Origin of the sequence: Herbiconiux gentiana, assembly GCF_024978135.1 — a bacterium.
GTDB classification, from domain to species: domain Bacteria; phylum Actinomycetota; class Actinomycetes; order Actinomycetales; family Microbacteriaceae; genus Herbiconiux; species Herbiconiux gentiana.
The window spans coordinates 222332-242896 of record NZ_JANTEZ010000001.1; the positions used below are offsets into that span (position 1 = coordinate 222332).

At 67.8% G+C, this 20565-nt stretch carries 14 protein-coding genes and 2 pseudogenes; 5 read left to right on the top strand and 11 right to left on the bottom strand.

Going from position 1 to position 20565, the window contains the following annotated elements; translation table 11 throughout:
- The first annotated feature begins 108 nt into the window (after positions 1-108).
- The 4 genes from NVV95_RS01025 to NVV95_RS01040 are packed head-to-tail and all read left to right on the top strand — an operon-like array spanning position 109 to position 4535.
- Positions 109-1122: a hypothetical protein gene (locus NVV95_RS01025; protein ID WP_259484677.1), complete on the top strand. Its 1014-nt coding sequence runs from the start codon at positions 109-111 to the stop codon at positions 1120-1122.
- The gene (locus tag NVV95_RS01030; protein ID WP_259484678.1) at positions 1109-2629 is read left to right on the top strand and encodes an efflux RND transporter periplasmic adaptor subunit; all 1521 of its coding nucleotides are present in this window, start codon (positions 1109-1111) and stop codon (positions 2627-2629) included. Before NVV95_RS01025 ends, NVV95_RS01030 begins: the two co-directional genes overlap by 14 nt.
- Positions 2626-3318, top strand: a complete 693-nt coding sequence (locus tag NVV95_RS01035; RefSeq protein WP_259484679.1) for an ABC transporter ATP-binding protein — start codon at positions 2626-2628, stop codon at positions 3316-3318. Before NVV95_RS01030 ends, NVV95_RS01035 begins: the two co-directional genes overlap by 4 nt.
- Entirely contained in the window at positions 3315-4535 is a 1221-nt protein-coding gene (locus NVV95_RS01040; RefSeq protein ID WP_259484680.1) for an ABC transporter permease, read from the top strand. The genes NVV95_RS01035 and NVV95_RS01040 overlap by 4 nt, the downstream gene beginning before the upstream one ends.
- Before the next feature lie 12 nt (positions 4536-4547).
- On the opposite strand, the gene NVV95_RS01045 is transcribed toward NVV95_RS01040, so the two are convergent.
- Positions 4548-5138: an imm11 family protein gene (locus NVV95_RS01045; RefSeq protein ID WP_333474046.1), complete on the bottom strand. Its 591-nt coding sequence runs from the start codon at positions 5136-5138 to the stop codon at positions 4548-4550.
- Between the two features lie 849 nt (positions 5139-5987).
- On the opposite strand from NVV95_RS01045, the gene NVV95_RS01050 reads away from it, so the two are divergent.
- The gene (locus tag NVV95_RS01050) at positions 5988-8810 is read left to right on the top strand and encodes a cell wall-binding repeat-containing protein (protein WP_259484682.1); all 2823 of its coding nucleotides are present in this window, start codon (positions 5988-5990) and stop codon (positions 8808-8810) included.
- 142 nt (positions 8811-8952) lie between these two features.
- On the opposite strand, the gene NVV95_RS01055 is transcribed toward NVV95_RS01050, so the two are convergent.
- From NVV95_RS01055 to NVV95_RS01100, 10 genes and pseudogenes are all read right to left on the bottom strand, one after another.
- On the bottom strand, positions 8953-10527 hold the full coding sequence (locus NVV95_RS01055; protein ID WP_259484683.1) for a glycosyl hydrolase family 95 catalytic domain-containing protein: 1575 nt from the start codon (positions 10525-10527) through the stop codon (positions 8953-8955).
- 42 nt (positions 10528-10569) lie between these two features.
- A pseudogene (locus tag NVV95_RS18440) lies at positions 10570-11289 on the bottom strand (glycoside hydrolase N-terminal domain-containing protein); the annotation flags it as partial.
- Positions 11286-13529, bottom strand: coding sequence for a beta-glucosidase family protein (locus tag NVV95_RS01065; protein ID WP_259484685.1), 2244 nt, complete (start codon positions 13527-13529; stop codon positions 11286-11288). The pseudogene NVV95_RS18440 and the gene NVV95_RS01065, both read right to left, overlap by 4 nt.
- Positions 13530-13648: 119 nt before the next feature.
- Positions 13649-14719, bottom strand: coding sequence for a LacI family DNA-binding transcriptional regulator (locus tag NVV95_RS01070; protein WP_259484686.1), 1071 nt, complete (start codon positions 14717-14719; stop codon positions 13649-13651).
- A gap of 4 nt (positions 14720-14723) precedes the next feature.
- Positions 14724-15554 (bottom strand): carbohydrate ABC transporter permease, encoded by an 831-nt coding sequence (locus tag NVV95_RS01075; RefSeq protein WP_259484687.1) that lies wholly within the window; start codon positions 15552-15554, stop codon positions 14724-14726.
- Positions 15554-16522 (bottom strand): carbohydrate ABC transporter permease, encoded by a 969-nt coding sequence (locus tag NVV95_RS01080; protein ID WP_259484688.1) that lies wholly within the window; start codon positions 16520-16522, stop codon positions 15554-15556. The genes NVV95_RS01075 and NVV95_RS01080 overlap by 1 nt, the downstream gene beginning before the upstream one ends.
- Positions 16523-16564: 42 nt before the next feature.
- Positions 16565-17851 carry an ABC transporter substrate-binding protein gene (locus NVV95_RS01085; protein ID WP_259484689.1) on the bottom strand — a complete coding sequence of 429 codons (1287 nt, stop codon included), beginning with the start codon at positions 17849-17851 and terminating at the stop codon, positions 16565-16567.
- Positions 17852-18274: 423 nt separating this feature from the next.
- Positions 18275-19078 carry an aldolase/citrate lyase family protein gene (locus NVV95_RS01090; RefSeq protein WP_259484690.1) on the bottom strand — a complete coding sequence of 268 codons (804 nt, stop codon included), beginning with the start codon at positions 19076-19078 and terminating at the stop codon, positions 18275-18277.
- Positions 19063-19893 carry a 2-oxo-hept-4-ene-1,7-dioate hydratase gene (gene hpaH, locus NVV95_RS01095; protein ID WP_259484691.1) on the bottom strand — a complete coding sequence of 277 codons (831 nt, stop codon included), beginning with the start codon at positions 19891-19893 and terminating at the stop codon, positions 19063-19065. The genes NVV95_RS01090 and hpaH overlap by 16 nt, the downstream gene beginning before the upstream one ends.
- Positions 19857-20546 (bottom strand): annotated as a pseudogene (locus tag NVV95_RS01100) (RraA family protein); the annotation flags it as partial. The pseudogene NVV95_RS01100 and the gene hpaH, both read right to left, overlap by 37 nt.
- Positions 20547-20565 lie beyond the last annotated feature (19 nt).

Below are 20565 nucleotides of genomic sequence, written 5' to 3' on the forward strand. Positions count from 1 at the left end.
TAAATCTAGCGGACCCTTGGCGCGGGGTGGGAGAAACCCGAGAGCGACCGCGCGCCCCGCGCCGATGCCCTAGCTTGTCTCTGAGGATTCATCAGCTTAGGAGACGCCATGGACCGAGCATCTGCCCGCCGCACTCTCTCGCCCGTGCTCGTGACGGCGCTCCTCGGGGCTCTCGCCGCGGGGCTCGCGGGCTGCGCAGGCGGGCCGCCCGGCACCGTCGGGCCGACCTCGGCCGAGTCGCCGCTGACGCCGTACTACGACGCGCTCTACGGGAACAGCTCCGAGGAGGAGCTGCAGCAGCGCAACGACACGGTGCAGACGACCGCCGCCGCATGCATGAAGGAGCAGGGGTTCCCGTACGAGCCCGACCCCGGCTCCGGCATCTCGGTGCAGGACGCACCGTCGGGCGGGGCGGACTGGGGCTCTCGGGAGTTCGCCGAGCAGTACGGCTACGGCGTCGTGAGCAGCCCGTACGCGCCGACCACGGGCGACGAGGAGTGGGTCGATCCGAATGCGGGGTACCTGGCGACCCTCAGCGAAGGGGAGCGGGCGGCCTGGGAGCAGGCGCTGTACGGGCAGCCCGTCGAACCGGCGAGCGGGGCGGTGCCCGTTTGGGACTGGACCACCGCCGGGTGCATGGGTAAGGCCTTCCACGAGGCGGACCTCGCGTCCGGCGCCGCCGTGGGCGACCCCGAGTTCCAGGGCCTCGTCGACGAGCTGAACGGGCTGTCCGACGAGGCGGCCTCGGTGGATGCGGTGGTGACGGCCGAGCGCGCCTGGAGCGACTGCCTCGCTTCCGCCGGGCATCCGGGGTACGAGCACCGGGCTGACCCCTCGGCCGACTTCTCCGAGCGCTTCTCCGCCCTCACCCGGCCCGACGATCCCGGAGACCAGGCGGCCGGAGACCAGGCGACCGGAGGCGACCACCCCGACGTCGACCAGAGCGCCCTCGACGCGCTGCAGGACGAGGAGATCGCGACAGCGGTCGCCGACTTCGACTGCGCGCAGTCGTCCCGCCACGACGAGTTGCTCGCCGCCGAGCAGCACCGCGTCGAGCAGGCGTTCGTCGACCGCAACCGGGCCGCCCTCGACGCACTGGTGGCGAAGCATGGGCGAAACTGACGTCGCCCCTCCGGGACGCCGAGCGCGGATCGTGCTGCGTGGCCCGCGACTCGTGGTCGCGCTGGCCGCCGTCGCCCTTCTCTCCTTGATCGCCGGCGTCGGAGCGGCCCGGTTCGTCGTCTCGCCGGCCGAGCTCGCCGCGCGGGCCACCGCGCCCGAGGCCGGTCCGATCTTCGCGCCCGTCGAGGAGCGGGTGATCGAGAACCGGGTCACCGCGCGGGCCGACGTCGGATTCGCGGACGCCGTCGACGTGACGATCGACACCTCCGGTCTCGGCGGTCCGGCCGTGGTCACCGGTCACGTGCCCGAGGCCGGCGCGCAGCTCACCGCCGGCGGAGTGGCGCTCGAGGTCGCCGGGCGCCCGGTGCTCGCCCTGCCCGGTGCGCTGCCGGCCTATCGCACGCTCCGCGCCGGTCTCTCCGGCCCCGACGTGCTGCAGCTCAAGGCCGCGCTGGCCGGGCTCGGCATCGACGCGGGCGACACCACCTCGTCCGACTACGACGCCGCGACCTCCGCAGGCGTCTCCGAGCTCTACCGCCGGGCGGGCTACGCACCGCCGTCACCGGCACCGGATGCGGCGGCGACGCTGCGGGCCGCCCGGTCCGCCGAGCGCGCGGCCGAATCCGCGGTCGTCGAGGCCCGCGCCGCCCTCGGGCGCGCGGCGGCTCCGGCGCCGGCCGCGGCGCAGCTGGAGGCCGAGAACGCGGTGCGCGAAGCCCAGCGCACCCTCGACGAGGCCGTGGCCGACGCCGAGCCCACCGGCGTGATCGAGCGCCACCGCGACGAACTGGCCCTCGCGATCGCGCGCCGCGACGCCGCGGCCGCTCCCGGCGACACCTCCGCCGCGAGCGCGGCCGTCGACGTCGCCCTCGCCCAGCTCGACCAGGCCCAGCGCGATCGCGTCGACGCCGAGACGGATGCTCTGACCGCCCTCCCGGCCGCCGAGGTCGTTTTCCTGCCCACGCTGCCGCGCCGGGTCGACAGTGTCCGTGCCGAGCGTGGGTCGCCGGTCTCGGGCTCGACCATGAGCGTCTCCGGAGCGGTCCTCCATCTCGTCGGCACGCTGACCGAGCAGGACGCCGCGCTGGTGAAGCCAGGCATGGCGGCCACCTACAGCGCGGCCGACGGCACGACTCGGCCGGCCACCGTGACGTCCGTCACCGCCAAGGCACCGGCCGCGGGGGAGAAGGCGGTGAAGGCGTTCACGATGACGCTCGACCCGGGCGAGTTGGAGCCCGACGTCGCCGAACGGCTGCGGGGCGCCAACGTGCGGGTCGACGTCCCGGTCGAGGCGACCGCCGGGGCGGTGCTGGCCGTTCCGGTGGCGGCGCTCAGCGCAGGGCCGGGCGGCGAGAGCCGGGTCGAGCTCGAGGTCGAGCATCCGGATGCCCCACTCGCCACCGAGCTCGTGACGGTCACCACCGGGCTGTCGGCCGGCGGCTACGCCGAGGTGCGGAGCACCGACGACCGCCTGGTCGCGGGCGCCCGCGTGGTGGTCGGGCGATGACCGGCACCGACGCGTTGATCGAGCTCCGGGGCGTGACCCGCAGCTTCAGCACGGGCGGGCGCACCCTCGAGGTGCTGCGGGGTGTCGACCTCACGGTCGCCCGAGGAGACTTCGTGGCGATCACGGGGTCGTCGGGGGCCGGGAAGTCGACGATGCTGAACATCCTGGGGCTGCTCGACCGGCCGACGGCGGGGGAGTACCTCTTCGACGGCCGACCGACCGCGGGGCTCGACGATCGCGAGCGGTCGGGGGTGCGCGGGGGCGGCGTGGGATTCGTCTTCCAGTCGTTCCATCTGCTCTCCGCCCGCACCGTGCTCGAGAACGTGCTGCTCGCCTTCGTCTACGGCGAGACGGGGGAGCGGCCGCTGCCGGCGGGTGAGCGTCGCGCCCGCGCCGAGGAGGCGCTGCGGCGGGTGGGGCTCGGGTCACGGCTGCACGCGCATCCGGGAACCCTGTCGGGCGGGGAACGGCAGCGGGTCGCGATCGCGCGGGCGATCTGCACCCGTCCGAGACTGCTGCTCGCCGACGAACCCACCGGCAACCTCGACCGGCAGAACTCCGACGGGGTGCTGGCGCTCATCGACGAGCTGAACGCCGACGGGCTGACGGTCGTCGTGATCACGCACGACGACACCGTCGCCGGGCGGGCGCACCGCCATCAGGTGCTCGAGGCCGGGCGGCTCGGGTGAGGCTCGGGCTGCTGCGCGACATCGGGGGAGAGGCGCTCGCCAGCGTCGGCGCCCGCCCCGGGCGGCTGCTGCTCGGAATTCTCGGCACCCTGGTCGGCATCGGCGCCCTGGTGATGACGACGGGGCTCGGTCAGACCGCGTCGGGGCAGCTCGCCTCGCGCTTCGACGAGGTCGCCGCCACGCACGCCGAGGTCGAACCCGCGACGGCGAGCGGCGCCGACGGCACCGAGCGGGCCGTCGCCACGCTGCCCGACGATTCGCTCGCGCGGGTCAGCGGCCTGGCCGGGGTCACCGCCGCCGCCCTGCTCGCACCGATCGACCTCGACGGGCGCACGATCGCGACGGTCCCCCTCGTCGACCCGTCCCGGCCGCCGTCGACGCCACCGGCCGTGGTGGCCGCATCCGGTGACCTGCTCGGGGCGGTGGGCGGGCGGCTGCAGCGGGGGCGGATGTTCGACAGCGGTCACGAGCAGCGCCACGATCGCGTGGTGGTGCTCGGAGCCGCCGCGGCCGAGTCGCTGGGCGTGACGTCGATCGACGCGCGCCCGACCCTGTTCATCGGCGGGCACGCCTATGCGGTGATCGGCATCCTCGCCGCGAGCGAGACCCGGAGGTCGCTGGAGTCGTCCGTGATCCTGCCGCTCGCCACCGCCCGGGCCGAGTTCCCGGGCGTGACGGCGTCGACGCTCGCGCTGGGGGTGGAGCTCGGGGCGGGAGCGCTCGTGGCGCATCAGGCGCCGATCGCGCTCGCTCCGTCGTTGCCTGAGGTATACTCGGTTTCAGCGCCGGGGGAGCCGTCGACGTTCCAGACCGGGCTGCAGGGCGACCTCGACCTGGTCTTCCTGGCGATCGGGTTGATCACGCTGCTCGCGGGCGCCCTGGGCATCGCCGGCACGACCCTCGGCGGCGTCACCGAGCGCACCGGCGAGATCGGGCTGCGGCGGGCGCTCGGCGCGACCCGCGGCGAGATCGCCGGGCAGTTCGTGGCCGAGTCGGCGGCCGTCGGCGTGCTGGGCGGGCTGATGGGTTCGGCGGCCGGCGTGTTCGTGGTCGTCGGCGTGTCGGCGGCGCAGGGCTGGACGCCGGTGCTCGATCTGGCGTTGGCGTTCGGGGCGGTCGGTGTCGGCGGTCTCGTGGGACTGCTGGCCGGGCTGCTTCCGTCGCACCGGGCGGCGCGCATCGAGCCGGCGGAGGCGCTGCGGACGACCGCGACCTGACGCTCAAGCCGATCACTCGACGAACTGCGTGAGTGTGTCGAGGTCGAGTCCGGTGAAACGCGCACTCTCCAGCTTATTGGCGAACGATTCGCGCACGATCAGCACTTCGGGAAGGTAGCGGGGCCTGAAAGCCATGATGTCGACGGCTATCGCATCGCTGTCGATGACGAGACGATCGGCACGCTGGATGCGCGGCGCATGCGGATTGAATTCAATGATCGACTTTTCCTGGTCTATGACGTCCAGGACGGTCTGGACATTTGCCACCATGTAGTCGTAGGAGGCGAGACGTCCGCGACCGTCGTAAATTCGGGCAGGCAGGTACTCTGCTTGCACGGCATGCGCGTCGAGAAAATTGCGCAATCGACCACTGATCACAACGAATTGATTGACGCTGTAGCAGTAGTCCGCGAGTCGGCGTCGGTGGGGATAACGCGGGTCCATGTGGAACTCCACCCTGTCGCTGTGCGCGGGAAATGGGACGGCTTCTGCGATGCTTTCCCACACGCTGTTCGGAGCGCTCGGGAAACGGGTGAGGAGCGTGCAATATCGCGGGTGAGGATTCGGTCGCCACACTCGGAAGGGCTGGTGAGGTTCTGTCACGGGCGCACCTAACCTTCCCCTTCTTGGCAATGACGGTTCCTCAGCTTATCTAATTCTTGATGCGATTTCCAGTGGTTGAAGAGGCGCTGATAATGCACATTATGTCAATAACAAAGCGGCCTCTTCGCATCGGATGCGAACTGGCCGGTTCCCTTGACCGTGGACACGATTTTCTGTGTGGGCGTTAGTTCAACTGCTCGACTGTCGCTGCCGCGATCACTGCAAGGGATTCAGCCATGCAATCGCAGAAGGACCCCTCAGCAGACAGTGGCCGCAACGCGCAGGTAGTTGACGGCTAGAGACCGGCCCTAGTCGGCCTCGACCTCTTTCTCGACGAAACCGTCCCTTAGATTTCTGCATCATTCATCTGACCGTGACCGGCCCGAATGTATTCTCCGTAGTCGATCCCGCACGTCCAGGACCCGTGATCCTCGAAGAGGAGCTCGAAATGCTGGTGCGAGATATCCGAAAGCCCCGCGTTGGGGTTGATTGTGGATGCCGTTAGCGGAGGAGACGACGGCGAATGGTGAAAATCTTTCCAACTTCGTTCAGGCCTCAATTGCCGTGAGACGTTAGAACAACAAGTCGGTGAGCGGGGAATCCCCCGATTCTCCTGGCGAGGAACAGCAGATCCGCGTGATCCCGGCTCGATCCCGATTCCCATTCACACACTCAAGGGGTGCAACGGTGCACAAGAAAATCCAGAGAGCTGCGGCTCTACTTTTCGGCTCGGCGACATTTGTCGCCTTGCTGACGGTACCAGTGGCGGCACACGCCTACAACCCAGGCGACGGCACACTCTATGCACCGAGCCCAGCAGAGCTCGCCACGCAGAACAAGACGAACTCGGTGCTGTATCCCAAGGCGGCGCAGCTGCCCAACGGCCGCCTGATCGCGGCCTTCGAACGCAGTCTGGGCAATCCGGTCGGACAGACCATGCCGCTCTACTCGAGCGACGACTACGGCTCGTCGTGGCAGAAGCTCTCCGATCTGGCGTCCCCCGCCGCCATGACCGAGGGAACTGACCGGGAAGCCAGCTTCGCGAAATACACCAGCAACTGGACCAACCCCTACCTGTACACGCTCCCGACCGACGTGGGCGATCTCAAGGCGGGAACGCTGCTCCTGGCGAGCCTGGTCTCCGGTGCAGACCAGTACTACGCCGAGCAGAAGGCCCTGAATCCCGACTGGACCCCGGTGCGCGACGGCGACCGGGAGAACGCCGCGATCGCCCTGTATGCGAGCACTGACGGAAACGGCGAGCAGTGGCAGTTCCTCAACATCATCGCCGAGGGCGGTTGGACCGGTTCCTACGGGACGCTCGAGAACATGGCGACGGAGAACGTGTACCAGCAGAACGATCCCGTGTGGGAGCCGTACCTGATGGAGTACGAAGGTCAGCTCGTCGCGTATTACACCGATGAGGTCGACTACACGGGATTCGACCCGGAGACCGGTGTGCTCCAGCGCGATCCGAACTGGCAGACCCACCCCGACACCGTCAACCAGATCCTCGCACATCGACTGTGGGACGGAACAGCGAGTGGAACCTGGAGTGAGCCGATCGCCGACGAGGTGGGATCCCCGACGGTCGACAAGACGGGCACCACGATCCTCGGAGGCGGTCGTCCCGGAATGACCAACGTCGTTCCGACGACCGACGGCAAGTGGCTGCTGACCGCCGAGTTCGGCGTCACCAAGATCAGCGATGACCCCCTGCGATTCTGGGATGCGCCCTACTTCCAGCTCAACGGAGCCCGAGCGTCGAACAACCCGGTCCTCGTGAAGGTGCCGAACCCGACCGACCCGACGAAGTGGAGCTTGATCTTCAACGACGGCGACACCGGGTCCAACATCCTCGTGAACGAGTCGGGCCGGAGCGACGGGCAGTGGCTGCCCTACCAGACCTCTCTTCCGGCGGGCTACAGCCGGAACTTGACGTTCGTTCCGCAGACCGGCCGGGTGGTCGTGCTTCGTGGAGGCTGGGGCGGCTCGCCGATCTCTTACTCCGAGGTCGACCTCGGTCATTCTCAGGGCGCGTACTACTCCGTGGTCAACCGCAAGACAGGACAGGTGCTCAGCACGGAGTTCAACAAGACCCAGGATCCGATCTACACGGGTGACACCCCTGACATCGTCTCCCGGCCCGATGTTCCCGGAAACGACACCCAGCGCTGGCACCTCACCGCCAAGGGTACGAACGTGACCTTGCTCAACAAGGGCGGCGGCCGGGCTGCCGGACTCTGGCAGGGCTCCGCTTCTGCCGGCGCATCGCTCAGCCAATGGGTGGATGACGGAGGCAGCGACAAAGTCTGGACCCTGGTTCCGACCGACGACGGCTTCTACCGTTTCCAGTCGTCGAAGAACGAGTCGCTGTACATGACCGGATCAGACGCGGACGGGCGCATCACGGTTCAGCAGGCGGCAGCTCAAGGAGACCTCTCTCAGGACTGGCAGCTCATCCAGGAGGCACCCGCCGCCGCCGATCTCGTCGACCTCTACCGGGCACCCGGACTCGCGACGCTGACCGCAGAAACCCTGCAGCTCAGCGCCCCGGCGAGCGACCCCGCCGGGACACCGCTGCACGCGATTGTGTCCGGGCACGTCTACGCCTACCAGGCCGACGGTTCAGTGAGAAACCTGGGTACTGCTTCATTCGACGCCGATCAGCGATCCTCGCTGACGGTGGATCCTGCAGATGTACCCGCTGGAAGCCGGATCGCTGTCGTCTTCGACTCCGGCCCCCTGGTGTGGGACACCCTGGTGGCGCCCGCCGCTCCACTCGTCGACCGTATCGCCGGCGCCGACCGGTACGAGGTGTCGGTCAACACCGCGAAGGCCGGATTCCCCGACGGGGCCAGCACGGTCTACGTGGCCTCCGGCGAGGGCTTCCCCGACGCGCTGTCGGCAGCTCCGGCGGCGACCCTGGCCGGGGGCCCGATCCTGTTGACTACGGGTCGGAATCTGCCCGCCGCCGTGCGTGACGAGGTCGCCCGCCTGGCACCTGACGCCATCGTGATCGTCGGAGGATCGGATTCCGTCAGCACAGCCGTGCAGGACACCCTGGCGGAAATAGCGCCAGTCTCCCGGATCGGCGGAGCTGATCGTTTCGAGACGTCGAGGAACGTCGCAGACTCGACCTTCGCCGAGGGCGCGGACGTTGCCGTGATCTCGACGGGCGCGTCGTTCCCTGACGCGCTTTCGGCTGGGTCGGCCGTTTCGGGTCGCGGGCCCGTCATCCTCGTCGACGGCTCGAAGAGCGGACTCGACGAGGCCACGCGTGCGCTCCTGACGAGACTCGGAATCTCGTCGGTCGTGATCGCCGGCGGACCGTCGTCGGTCTCGCCAGGAATCGAGTCGGACGCAGCGGAGATGGCGACGACCGTCCGTCTGGGCGGGGCCGACCGGTACGACACGGCACGTCAGATCAACGCCTACTTCATCCAGAAGGCCGATCGTGTCGTCCTCGCGACCGGCGAGAAGTTCCCGGATGCTCTGTCCGGTTCAGCATTCGCGCCGACCGTGGATGCCCCGCTGTTCACTGTGCCGAGTACGTGCATCCCGTCGGCGACGTTGTCGCAGATCGCCGCACTCGGCGCCTCGTCGATAACCCTGTTGGGCGGGCCGGCCGCACTCAGTCCGGCGGTGGAGAATCTCACTCCCTGCGCCTAAGGGGATGCACCCCTGGGAGTCGTCCTCTTGGTGGAGAGGGCGGCTCCCAGGTCTTCGAGTCGCCCGCGTCGTCGACATCCTGGGTCGACCCCGTTCGCGGCGACCCGGCTCACCCTGGCGGTGCCCGGCAAGAGCGGATGGGTCAGGCGGGCGCGAAGCGGTAGTCGAACCGAAGATCGTGTTCGACTGTCTGTGCCGGGAGGACGCGAACGGGAATCCCGTCGACGATCACGTCGCGCGGAAACTCGATCTGCGGAACGACACGATCGTTGCCTCCGCCACGCACACTGATCGTCGCGGTGATGTGCTCGAGAGTCCAGGTCATCTCGGTGATCACGATGCCACCTCGTCCGGTGAGGCCTCTCACCGAACCGGTCGGCCACTGCTCCGGGAGCGCGGGGAGGAGCCTGACCGACTCCCGAGACGTCGACAGGAGCATCTCGGCGACGAGGGCCGGGAGCCCGCCACACGCATCGATGTTGAAGATCGAGCCCTGATCGTGTCGGGAGATCGCGTTCGGTTCGAAGTGATCCCGCGCCAGCCACAGCGCGCATCGGTAGGCGTTCTCCGTGTCGCCTAGCCGCGCAGCCGCGATGCCGATCGAACTGAGTCCGAAGGCCATCTCCTGATTGCCGGGCGGACCTGACGGCGCCGCGGCGCGCCAGTCCGCCTTCTGGGCGATCGTGGTTCGAGCCGCATCCTCGATCCGGATGCCTGTTGCGGAATCGCCGTCGGAGTACCAGAACGGGTAGAGGTGCGACACATGCCGATGCGCGATGCGGTCGGGCACATCCGCGGCGGCCCACTCGGCGAGCGCGCCGTCTGACGCGACCCTGTACGGAGCCAGCCGTCCCGCTAGCGCCGCCCATCTCTCGAGCGTCTCCGGTTCTCCGGCCACGTGGGCGAATTCGTCCGCGATCCGCACAGCGTCACGCAGGAGCGCGATGTCCATCGTCGCGTCGACGGAGAGCGGGGTCGTGGCGCCACCGGGGGTGTTCTCCGGGGAGAAGGACGGCACGAAGTGAGCCACCCCGTCGATGTCGACGGTGATGGCGTCCAGGAATTCGAGCACTCCCGCGGCGAACGGCCAGGCGAAGTCGCGCACGAACTGGGTGTCGCCGGTCGCGCTGTAGTAGTCGTAAGCGGAACGCAGCGCCCAGGCTCCGCTGCCGTACCAGAACCAGTGGGGGTACTCGGTGCTGTGGTGGTTCGCGAAACCGTGACCGGATATGTGTGTGGGAAGGAAGTACCCGGGACAGTCGAAGACGCGCGCCGCGTTGTCGCGGTACTGGGCGAGGAAGCGGTGATGGAGCCGGAACAGGCCGAGAAGCAGTTCCGGGGTACCGGTGTTGTACAAACCGGCCATCGAGCCGAGCTGGACGTTGCCGTTGAGTGTGTAGGCACCCGACCACGCCGGTGCCCACGAGCCCTGCCAGACGCCGACGAGATTGGGTGGCAGCTCACCGGATGAGCTGATAACGGCGCTGCGACCCGCGGCGAACGCGAACTCGACGACGCCGCGCTCAGCGGCCGCATCGCCGGCGCGTGCCGACTCGACGAGACCCTCGATGCCGACCTCGTCGTCGATGCCGCTGTGCAGGTCGAGGGCGCACGCTCCGAAGAGCTCCGAGTGGCTGTTCCGGCTGCGTCTCAGCGTCATCGGAAGGTCGGGCAGTGGGGAACTCCGGGCCACCACTGCGGAGATGACGATCGTCACAGGATGCTCCCGATCGGTGTGCACCCGCAACCGCTCACCGTCGGTCACCTCGGCGACCGCATCCATCAGAGCGAAGGTGGTGACCACACCGACCGGACGTGAGCCGTCGACCGGCGGGGTCCGCGGGGTGACTCGAACGGTCAGAGCCGTCGGTGTCACGTCGACCTGGGCATCGACATCGTCACGGAAATCGATGACGTCGACGTTCCCGACCTCCGTGGAGCGATCGTCGCTCTGACCGGCCTGAAGAGTCCACTGCGTGGGGGACTCCGAGGTGATGGTGACCGTGATCGTGTCGTGGCACCGATCGGGAAGACACGTGATCGCGGATGCTCCGCGTTCTGCGACCCACCCGAGAGCGATCGAGCCGCTCGAGAAGTCGCCCGAGCGACGGTAGGTGCCGGGAGCTCCGACGTCGGCCTGTTCGACCAGGAGAGCTGCGACCGGCACGAACGGGTCCAGTGGCATGATGTCTCGAAAGACGCCGGTAGCACGGGCGCGCTCCTCGACGAGAGCGGAGGCGGTGACCTCATCGCCGGCGAGGACGAGAGACCGTAGCGTCGGCATGAGGTCGGCCAGCCGTGGACCCCGGGGCACGGGGTCCAGCAGCGGGAGGAAGAACTCCTCGTGGGCCACGGTCAGCTGATGCCGGCGAGGCGTTCCGTGAACGACGACCCCGAGCGAGCCTGTTCCGGCCACCACTCCGTCTTGCCAGGTCTCGGCCGTGCTCGTGCTCACGAAGCCCTGCCGCGGTCCGGTCACAGCGACGACTTCGTGATGACGACGGGCGCGGTCATCACCCGGTTGTGGTCGACATGCCGAACCGGTCCGACGACCTCGACGTCGAGCTCGATGCCGGGTTCGAGCGCGTTGTCGGCGACGGTCAGAACGATCGCGCCGGGTTCGATCCGCCGGCGCAGGTCGCGTCCGGTGAAGCTCGTGAGATCGGCGTGGACAGTGAAGACCGCGTTCGCCGACTCGCGCGCCGCGAGCTCGACCCGGGCGAATCCGATGAGCTGACGCACGGGTCGAGTGACGGTCGCAACGGGGTCCGACAGGTACAACTGCACGACGGTGGCCCCGTCCCGGTCCCCTGCGTTCGTCACCCTCACCGTGACGTCGAGCGAGCCGTCCACGCTCGGCAGCACGGAGGACGTGCTCTCGACGGCCGTCCGGAACTCGCTGTAGCCGAGTCCGTGGCCGAACGCGAAGGCAGGGGTGGGGTCGAGGTTGCTCACGCCCTCGCTCCGGAGGGCGAGCGGTGGAGCCAGGTAGGTGCCCGGCTGGCTCGAGGCCGCTCCTGGTATCTGCACGGGCAGGCGACCCGAAGGGTTTACCCGGCCACTCAGCACACCGGCGATCGCACCGCCGGCCTCCTCCCCCGGGAAGAACGCCTGCACTGCGGCCATCGCGTTCGCCGAATGACCGCCGATCGCGTACGGCCGTCCGGAGAGCACGATCAGGGCCGTCCGTTCGCCTGCTGCGGCGAGCACCGACTGCGCGAACTCCTGCTGCAGACCGGGCAGCGTGAGATCGAGAGCGTCACAGCCCTCCCCGGACGTACCGTGACCGAACATCCCGGACCGGTCGCCGACGACCAACACGGTGAACTCCGCCCATTCGGCCAGGCTGACCGCCTCGGAGATACCCTCGGCCGACCCCCCCGTGATGCCGACCCCACCGGCGTGCCGCACCTGGGAGCCGGGGAACTCCGAGCGCACCGCATCGAGGATTGTGGGCGCGACCACACCGATCCCGAGGTCGGGGTGGTTGGGCATGACGTGATTCGGAAAGGAGTAGCAACCGAAGAAGCACCCCGGGTCATCGGCACCCGGCCCGACCACCGCTATCCGGGTAGGTGCGTGGCGCAGCGGGAGTCCGGACCGGGTATTGCTGAGGAGCACGAGCGACTGTTCGGCCATCTGCCGGGCGATGTGCCGGTTGCCCGGAGAGTCGAGGTCGATGGGCCCTTCGGGATCGGACGGCAGCCACCCCTCGTCGAGCAGCCCGAGCTCGGCCTTCTGGGCGAGCACGCGGTGCACGGCCCGGTCGATGAGCTCGCCGGAATCAGCAACGGCGTCGATCAGCTCTGCCGTGTATCCGAGCGTGTGCGGTAGTTCCACGTCGATGCCGGCTCGGAGCGTCTGCTCGCCGGCATCGACGTTGCCCGACGCGGTGCGGTGCATCGTCGCCACGAACGGAATCGACCAGTAGTCCGACACGACCGTTCCGGTGAACCCCCAGGTCTCCCGCAGCAGGGTCGTCAACAGGTCACGGTCGACCGCGGAGGGAACGCCGTCGAGCTCCGTGTACGAGTTCATCACCGATCGGGCTCCTGCTTTCACGACCGCTTTTTCGAAGGGCACGAGAGTGACATCGGCGAGCTCGCGCGGCCCGATCGACACGGGCGCGTGGTTCCGCGCCCCGCGGGAGGCGGAGTAGCCGGCGAAGTGCTTCAAGGTGGCGACGACGCCCTGCGACTGCAGTCCTTGCACGTACGCGGCGGCGAGTTCACCGACGAGGTACGGGTCCTCGCCCAGGGTCTCCTCGACCCGCCCCCATCGATAGTCGCGAACCACGTCGAGCACGGGCGAAAGACCCTGATGAATGCCGACGGAGGCCAGGTCACGGCCGATGGCAGCCGCCATCTCTCGCACCAGCGTCGGATTGAAGGTCGCCGCCCAGGCGATCGACGTCGGGTAGACGGTCGCCTTCCAGGCCGTGAAGCCGGTGAGGCACTCCTCGTGAGCGACGGCAGGAATACCGAAGCGGTTCGCTGACACCACCTGGCGCTGCAGTGCAGCCAGGCGGCGCATCCCCTCGGCCGGTTCGACCGGGGCGGTTCCGAACGGCCGCGTGAGCTGTCCGATACCGCTCTCGATCGCCGTATCGAAGGGCTCAGCCTGCAATTGCGTCTCCTGCATCGGGGCGACGTCGCCACTGGCGTTCGCGGCGTCCGGCCAGGTCGATCCGAGCTGCTGGAGTTTCTCCTGCAGGGTCATTTGCGCGGCGAGGATCCGAGCTCTTTCCAAGGGGGCGAGTCCTGGGTCGCGCCAGGCGATGGCAGGGCGCGCTGCGGTGTCAGTCATCTGAAAGTCCGATCGTGGGGAGTGTGGAAACGTCAAGGGCGCGGTGGTGCGGTCGAGTCGCGGACCACGAGGTGGGTGGCCAGCTCGATCCGCTTGGCGGGGAGCGGATCTCCCCCGGCGAGCCGCATCACGGAGGAGACCGCATTGCGGCCGATGTCGGCTATCGGCTGGTGCACTGTGGTCAACGGCGGAGTCGACGTTCGTGCGAGATAGGTGTCGTCGAACCCCACGACGCTCAGGTCGCGCGGCACCTGCAACCCGCAGCGACGGGCGGCCTCAAGCACCCCCATCGCGGAGATGTCGCTTCCGGCGAAGATCGCGGTCGGCGGCAGTTCCGCTCCGAGCAACCGCTCGGCGGCATCACGCCCGTGCTCGAACGTGTACGAGTGCCGCAGCACCGCATCGAGATCGGCCGGCAGTCCGGCATCGGTCATCGCGGCCGCCCAGCCGTGGGCGCGGATCACATCGCAGGTGGCCCGCGGTGGTCCGCCGACATAGGCCACCCGGTTGTGACCGAGCGAGATGAGGTACTGCGTGGCCTCGTATGCACCGGCCCAGTTAGTCGCACCGATACTGGGGGTCGACTTCCGCGGGCGGTCGATGGGGTCGACCAGCACCATCGGGAGGCCCACGGCGCGGAGAGCGTTCTCTCGGTCCGCCGAGAACGCGCTGGTGACTTCGATCACACCGACGCGGCCCGCCCTCACGAGCGACTGTGCCCACGCGGCACGCGGAAGGTTCTGAATGCTCTCGATCGACCTCATGAGGAGCCCGGCACCGAGACTGCCGGCAATCTCCATCGCTCCGCCCATGAACAAGGAGAGGTAAGGGTTCGCGACATCTGCTGGTTCGACGAGAACCTCGATCGTCGGCTCGCCGACCGAACGGAGCGACCCTCTCCGTTCGAACACGCTGACGTAGCCGAGCGAGTCTGCGACCGCTTCCACTCGAGCTCGAGTGTCCTCACCGATGCCGCGCCGGCCGTTGATCACCTTCGAGACAGTTCCGATCGACACGTTCGCCGTACGCGCGACGTCGTCGATGGTTACGCGGCGGCTCGCCGGATCCATGGGGTAGGTGCCAAGAACGTCATCGTCACTCATGCGTTCACTTCCCCCCCACGCCCATCAACCCGGCGACGAGAGATCGCCTGGCAAACAAGTACACGACGAAGATCGGGATGATTGTCAGAATGACCGCCGACATCAGCCCCGGGATGTTCACGCTGTACTGCTGACGGAAGCTGCTGAGGCCGACCGTCGCCACCATCACCTCGGGCGAGCGGGTGAGGATGAGCGGCAGGAGGAATCCGTTCCAGGCGTTGAGAGCCGAGTACACGATGATGGTCGCGATGCCACCCCGCGACAGTGGCACCACGAGCGTGAAGAATGTGCGGATGGGGCCGGCGCCGTCCATCGAGATCGCCTCGTAGAGTTCGTTGTTGATCTCCCGCATGCTCCCGGTGAGAATCAGGGTTGTCAGTGGTATGACGAAGGCGGCGGTGGGCAGGATCACGCCGAGCAACGAGTCATACAAGCCGATCGAGTTGATCAGGTAATACAGCGGGATGACGACGACCTGAGCGGGGATGGCCAGCCCGATGAGGAGAAGGCGGAAGACCGTCTTGACCCCTCGACTGCGGCTCCTCACGATGGCATATGCCAGCGGCGGCACCAGAACAAGCACGATGGCCACCGTGCCGACCGTTATGATCGCCGCATTGAGCAGGTAGTGCCCGAACCCTAGTTCGAACGACAAACCGAAGTTCTCCAGCGTGAACTCAGTGGGTGGGGCCAGCGGCCCCCCGCTCGTGTACGCGGCGCGGCTCTCCAGAGCGGCGCGCACCATCAGATAGACGGGGAGCAGGATGATCAGCAGCCACGCGACGGCGAAGCTTCCGCCGATCCAGTTCGGGCGTGCGAGAGTGCGGGTCGCCATCAGATGCCCTCCTGCGAGCTGTCCATCTTGTCGTAGCCGGTGAGACGCACCATCACGAGCGACACGATCGCGCAGAGTACGACGAGCACGAGGGCGATGACGCTGCCGTAACCGAGGTCGAACGAAATGAAGGCTTGTTGATACATGTAGAACGGCAGGATGGCCGTGCCGTTGCTGGGACCGCCCCGGGTGAGTATGAGGATGATGTCGAACGCTGTGAAAGTTCCCACCACGATCAGGATGGTCGTCGTGACGATCGTGTTGCGCAGCTGGGGAAGCGTGATCGAGAAGAACTGGCGAGCCCGTCCGGCACCGTCGATCTGTGCCGCCTGATAGAGCACTGCCGGAATGCCTCGCGCCGCGCCCTGGAAGATGAGCGTGTAAAGCGGCGATGCACCCCAGAGATAGATGAAGACGATCACCGCGATTGCCGACCATTGCCGACCCAGCAGGTTTCCGTCGCCGAAGAGCCACGGAAGAGCGGCCGGCAGTCCGAAGTTCGGGTCGAGCAGCGAACCCCAGAGCACGCTGACCGCCGCCGTCGACATCAGCAGCGGAATGAAGTACAGAGCCACGACGACTGCTCTCCAGCGCTGCCGTCCTGCCGCCCACACGCCGGTCAGCACACCGAGAGGGATCTGCGTGACCACTGCCAGCACGACGAGCGCCAGAGTAACGCCGATGCTCTGAGCGATGCCCGGATCGGAGAACAATCGTTCCCAGTTGGCGGTGCCAACGAACACCGGCGGCGCGACTCGGATGCCGTTGTACTTCGTGAACGACAGATAGACGGCGAACACCAGCGGCAGCAGTGCGAAGACGCTGAAGTACAACACGGCGGGGACCGACCATAAGAAGCCGGGGCGGCCCGTCAGACGCGGGCCGCCCGTTCTCCTGATGTCTCCGCGCTCCTCAAAAGACGCCGCGCTGCGCGTCTGAACATGTTCACGAGTCACGACTCGGCTCATCTTGATGCCTTTCGAGGATGCGGGAGACGGATGCTTCCGCGACTACTGGCCCGCAGGCGCCGTGAGCGCCTGCATCTGGGTGATCCACGCAGCGGAGTCCAGCGATCCGTTGAAATAACCGGCCACCGCATCCTGCAAGCCGGTCTTGCTCGCCGTCGGAACGGTCTGGTCCCACGAGAGCTGGAAGGAGGGAGCGTTCTGCACGAGATCGAAGACGAAGGTGAGGTACTCCTTCTTCTGAGCGTCGATCGTGGTGTCGGCGGCGATGAAGTCGCCTGCACTGACGGTCGGCGGAAGATTGCCCAGGGCGAGTTCGTCCTTCACGAAGTCGTCGCTGTAGAGCTCTTTCAGGAAGTCGCGCGCCACCTCGGGGTAGCGCGTGTCGGCAGCCACGTTGTAGTAGTTGCTCAGGTTTCCGGCGATCTCGCCGGCCTTGCCCTCGCCGCCGTCGAGGCTGGGGAAGGCGATCCATCCGAGATCTTCGGCCGCGAAGGTGGGGTCGGCGGCGGCGAGCGTGGCGTAGTTCCAGGTGCCCATCAGCTCGTAGGCAGCCTTCCCTTGGCTGAGCAGGGCGGTCGTGCCCTGGTTCGAGTACCCGACCGAGTCGAAGGTCGCGCCGAACGCCCCGTCGCCGATGAGGCCGGAAAGGTCGTCGAGCGCCTTCTTGCTGCCGTCGCTGGCCCACACCTCGGCATCGCCCGCCAAGCCCTTCGCGACCTGCTCGTTGCCGATCTGCCGGGCGAACGCGTACTGGAACCACATCTGGGTGGGCCACTTGTCAGCACCGGCCAGGGCGACGGGAATGACCCCCGAGTCGGCGAGCGTGGCCGATTGGGAGACCAGGTCGTCCCAGCTGGCTGCGGGCTCCAGGCCCGCGTCGGCCAGCACCGACTTGTTGTAGAACAAGAACGTCGGCGCGACCCCGCGCATGGGGATGCCGTAGGACACACCGTCGATCACCTCGCCGTCGAACACCGACGGGAGAAAGGAGCTCTTCAGCTCGGGCACCTGCGCGATGAAATCGTCAAGAGGGAGAATCGCCCCGGCATCGACGAGCTGCTGGATGTCGGCGGCCCCCCAGCTCATGAAGATGTCAGGAGCGTTGGCTGTCCCCAGCGACGTGCGCACGGCGGTCGGGTAGGTGTCGTCGCCGGGGAGGCTGTCCACGACGACCTTGACGTCGGATGTCTCGTTGAAACGATCAGCGGCCGCCTGCTCGGCCGAGGCCGCCGCATCGCCGTAGACGGCGATGTGCAGCTCATTGTCTGGACGGGATTCGTTAGCGCCTCCGCCGGACCCGCCGCTGCAGGCGCTGGTCAGTAGAGCCACCGCAGCAACGGCGGCCACCCCACTGGTGCGCAGAAAAGTTTTCCTTCGGTTCATCATTGAACGCCTCTCATCACGTGCCTCGTCGGTGATGCACTGAACTGTTGCGGGCCTCGAGTCAGGTCCGGCAATGAGAAATTAGCAACTCGCATCAGGGAAAACGACACTCTCACTAACGAAAAACTTTCCGGCTTTCGTGTGGTGGTTCGTGTAGCGGGTCTCAACGGAGCTGGTTGATCGATTCCGTTGGTTGACTCCTTGATTGACGTCGCGCGAACCACCGGCGGGATCGAATCAGTGCGTCGCTAACGCGCTGCGGCCTCCATCGGGCGCTCAATCTGAAGTTTACGAACACGCGAAGCGCCGTCGAGATCATCATCCTCGACCTCCGCCGACTTCAGCGACGTAGCGCGGCCTGACGCATCCTTAGTACGATTCGCGTTCATTACTCGGGGTGTGGATTGCGTATTGGCCCACAAGCGTTTCAGTGCTTCTAGCCAGAAGCGCGACATCGGCCCCTACAAGAATGAACGTGGCCCCGGCGTTGAGGTAAGCCTCTGCCACCGCGATATCGAATGCGTTCACACCTACGGGCTTGCCCATTCGTCTTGTTGCTTCGAAGGTTCGTTTCACAGCGTCCACGACGTCTGGATGGGTCTGGTTCCCCAGCAGTCCCATCGACGCGGCAAGGTCAGACGGCCCAACGAACACCCCGTCGACCCCGTCGACCGCGGCGATCGCCGCCGCCTCGGCGACGCCGGCCGCGGTCTCGATCTGCACGAACAGAGCCACGTGCCGGTCGGCCTCGAGCAGGTACTCGTCGACCCGGTTCCACCGCGCCGACCGTGCCAGCGCCGACCCGACGCCCCGCACGCCACGGGGCGGGTAGCGCACGGCCCGCACCACCGCCTCGGCCTCGGCGGCCGAGGAGATCATCGGTACCAGGAGGTTCTGGGCACCGAGGTCGAGCACCTGCTTGATTACGACGGCATCGGCGGAGGGCACTCGCACCACGGGCGTCACCGGGTAGGCGGCCACCGCCTGCAGCTGGGCGAGCGTCGACGCGAGGTCGTTCGGCCCGTGCTCCTGATCGATCAGCAGCCAGTCGATGCCCGAGCCGGCGACGATCTCCGCCACGAGCGAGCTGCCCGAGCACACCCAGATGCCAGCAAGCGGAGCGGATGTCGCGGCGAGCGCATCCCGGAGCGTCGGTTTCAGACGAAGCGACACGAGATCGTCCCCAGTTCGCGGTAATCGGCGAGCACGGTATCGCCCTTTTCCACCCACATCGGCCGCGTGAACGACCCGCCGAGCACGATCTCCCCCGCTTCGAGCCGATCGCCGTGCTGAGCGAGCTTGTTCGCGAGCCACGCCACTCCGGTAGCCGGATGATTGAGCACCGCCGCCGCGACGCCCGACTCCTCGATCGTCTCGTTGCGGTAGAGCAGGGCCGACACCCAGCGGAGGTCGACCGCATCGACCGCGACCGGGTTGCCGCCGTAGACCAGCCCACCGAACGCCGCGTTGTCACTGATCGTGTCCACGATCGTGCGGCCCGGCATCTCGATGCGCGACGACAGGATCTCGAGCGCCGGCACCACGTAGTCGGTGGCCCGCAGCACGTCGAAGACCGTGACATCCGGCCCCGTAAGGGGGGACCCCAGCACGAACGCCAACTCCACCTCGATACGCACGTTCGAGAACCGGGAGTGTTCGATCAGGCTGCCGTTCTCGAACACGGCGTCGGCGAAGATCGCCCCGTAATCGGGCTCGGTGATGTCGGTGGCCGCCTGCATCACCTTCGACGTCAGGCCGATCTTGCGCCCCACCAGTCGGCGGCCAGCAGCGACGCCGCGTCGGCGCCACTCATTCTGCACCGCGTAGGAGTCGTCGATGGTCATGCCCGGGTGCCGCGCTGTGAGCAGCGGCACGGTCGTGCGGTCGCGCTCGGCGGCGGCGAGCTCGTCAGCGATGGCAGTGATGGTCTCGGCAGGCAGAGCACCCACGGTCACTCCTCCCGCTCTCGCTCGAAGTGGGAGCGCCATTCCGCGTTCATCGGAAAGAGGCCCTCGAGCGCGGCCCCCTCCTCGATGCGGGCGGCGACCCAGGCGTCTTCGTGCTCCTGCGCCAGCGCGGCATCCGCGACCTCGTCGGCGAGCGCCGGCGGAATCACGATTACCCCGTCGGCGTCGCCCACCAGGATGTCGCCGGGCTCCACCGTGGTGCCCCCGCAGGCGATCGTCACGTCGAGATCCCACGGCACGTGCTTGCGCCCGAGCACGGCCGGATGCGCGCCGTTCGAATAGAGCGGGAGACCGACGGCGGCGACCGCATCACGGTCGCGGATGCCACCGTCCGTCACGATCCCGGCGGCACCGCGGGCCGCTGCACGGAGAGCGAGGATATCGCCGAGCGTGCCCGACCCGGCCTCACCCCGCGCCTCGATCACGATCACCTCGCCCGGACCGACCTCGTCGAAGGCACGCTTCTGCGCGTTGTAGCCGCCGCCGTGGCTCTGGAACAGGTCTTCCCGCCCGGGCACGAACCGCAGCGTCTTCGCGGTGCCGACGAGCTTCCGCTCCGGATGTAGCGGCCGCACCCCGTCGATGGTGACGAGATTGAGGCCTCGCTTGCGCAGCTGGGCGGACAGCCCCGCCACGGGCACGGCCTCGAGCTTGGCGCGCAGCTCGGCGCTCAGGCCGCCGACGACACCGCCC